Below are 2,573 nucleotides of genomic sequence, written 5' to 3' on the forward strand. Positions count from 1 at the left end.
GCGCGGTGCTCGACCATCACGCCCTTGGGGCGGCCGGTGGAGCCGGAGGTGAAGATGACGTACGCCGGGTGGTGCGGCAGCAGCGGAGCGAGCCGGTCCGCGTCGGCCGGGGCCTCGTCGGAGAGCCCCGCCAGCTCACCTGCCACGGCCGGCGAGTCGAGCACGATCCGCGCCGCCCCGGCATCCTCCGGGAGCGCGCCCTCGGAGACCAGATCCGTGAGGATCGCGACCGGCGCGGCGGTGTCCGTCATGTGGGTGAGGCGGTCGGCGGGCAGGGTGAGGTCGAGCGGGAGGTAGGCGCCGCCGGCGCGGACGACGGCGTGGAGGGCGACGAGCAGGTCGAAGGAGCGGGGCAGGGCCACGCCGACGACGGTCTCGGGTCCGACGCCGCGTCCGATGAGGAGGCGGGCGAGCCGGTTGACGCGTGCGTCGAAGTCGGCGCGGGAGAGTTCCTCGCCCTCGAAGACGAGGGCGGGCTCTCCGGTGCGGGTGGCGCGGTCGGCTCCGGCGGCGACGAGGTCGGCCAGGTCGGCCGGTCCGTCGAGGACGCGCGCGGTGTCGTTCCAGGCGTCCAGCTGGCGCCGTTCGGCCTCGTCCATCAGCTCGATCGAGGCGACCGGAGCGTCCGGGGCCGCCACCACGGCCGCCAGCAGCCGGAGCAGACGCTCCGTCAGCCGCTCGGCACCGGCCCGCTCGAACAGGTCCGTCGCGAAGCGCAGACCGCCGCTGATTCCGCCGTCGGTCTCCGAACCGCCGAACGCGAACTCCAGGTCGAACTTCGACCCGCCGATCTCCACCGGCAGTTCACTCGCCCGGACCCCGAAGAGCTCGGACACCCCGGTCTTCACCGAGTGGTACGTCACCATCGTCTGGAACAGCGGGTTGCGGGACTGCGAACGGGCCTGGCCGACGGCCTCCGCCACGGCCTCCAACGGCAGATCGGCGTGCGAGAAGGCCGCGAGCCCGGTGTCCCGGACCCGGCCGACCAGGTCGGCGAAGCTCGGCTCTCCCGTGAGGTCGGCCCGCAGCACCAGGGTGTTGAGGAAGAATCCGATCATCGGGTCCAGCTGCTCGTCGCCCCGGCCGGACACCGGCGTGCCGATCGCGATGTCGTCACCGGCCCCGAGCCGGTGCAGCAGGGCGGTGACGGCCGCGTGGACCGCCATGAACATCGTCGCGCCCGAGTCCCGGGCGATCCGGGCGAGCCCCGATCCCGTCGCCGCGTCCACCTCGAAGGGCACCACGTCGCCCCCGTAGGAGGGCGTGGCGGGGCGCTGCCTGTCGGTGGGGAGGGCCAGCTCCTCGGGGACGCCGGCGAGGGCGTCCCGCCAGTAGGCGGCCTGGCGCGCGGCCGGCGAGTCCTGGTCCTCCGGGTCGCCGAGCAGCTCGCGCTGCCAGAGCGCGTAGTCGGCGTACTGGACGGCGAGCGGTGCGAACTCCGGAGCACGGCCCGCGGCACGGGCCGCGTAGGCGGTGTCCAGGTCGGCGAGGAGCGGTCCGGTGGACCACTCGTCCGTCGCGATGTGGTGCAGCAGCACCACGAGGACGTGCTCCTCGTCCGAGGCGCTCAGCAGGGCCACCCGCAGCGGGATCTCCCGCTCCAGGTCGAAGACATGGCCGCAGACCGACTCGGCCTCCGCGCCGAGCGCCCGGGCGGCGACCCGCCGGACCTCGAAGGGGACCTCGGCCTGCTCCGGCGCGAGGACGCGCTGGTAGGGCTCCCCGTCGATCTCCGTGAACACCGTGCGCAGCACCTCGTGCCGCGCCACGACGTCCCGGACCGCGGCCCGCACGGCCGCCGGGTCCACCGGACCGTCGAGGCGGATGGCGAGCGGCACGTTGTACGCCGTCCCGGGGCCCCGCACGTGGTCGATCAGCCAGAGGCGGCGCTGGGCGTACGAGAGGGGAGTCGGCTCGGGTCGCGTCCCGGCCGCCGCGAGGGCGGGCCGGCCGGAGGCGCCGCGCGCGGAGAGCCGGGCGGCCAGTGCCTCGACCGTCCGTGCCTCGAACACGTCCCGCACGGAGCACTCCACTCCGAGGGCGGTCCGCACCCGGGCGGCCGCCCGGGCGGCGAGCAGGGAGTGGCCGCCGAGGGCGAAGAAGTCGTCCTCGACGCCTGCGGATTCGAGCCCCAGGAGGCTCGCGAAGACCCCCGCGAGGATCTCCTCGCGCGCGTCCCTCGGCGCTCGGGACGGACCGGTCGCGGCGTCCGGCGGCGCCGGGAGGGCGCGGCGGTCGAGCTTGCCGTTGGGGGAGAGGGGGACGGCGGGGATGTCGAGGAAGACGCTCGGCACCATGTACTCGGGAAGGTGCGCGGCGGCGTGGGCGCGCAGCGCCTCCGTGGCCAGGGCGGTCCCGGCGGCGGGGACGACGTACGTCACGAGCCGCTGGACGCCGGGCCGGTCCTCGCGGACGACGGTGACGGCCCGGGAGACCCCGGGGGCCGCCGCCACGACCGTGTCGATCTCGCCGGGCTCAATGCGGAGGCCGCGGAGCTTGACCTGGTCGTCGGTGCGTCCGAGGTAGTCGAGTGCGCCGTCGTGGCGTCGGGTGACGAGGTCGCCGGTGCGGTA

Annotated in this window: 1 protein-coding gene; it reads right to left on the minus strand. The window is 75.2% G+C overall.

The window, feature by feature from the left end; genetic code table 11:
• On the minus strand, positions 1 to 2,573 hold a 2,573-nt coding region (locus tag ACF09E_RS35685), incomplete at both ends, for a condensation domain-containing protein (protein WP_392210486.1).

It is taken from the genome of Streptomyces sp. NPDC014891 (assembly GCF_043081085.1).
Taxonomy (GTDB): domain Bacteria; phylum Actinomycetota; class Actinomycetes; order Streptomycetales; family Streptomycetaceae; genus Streptomyces.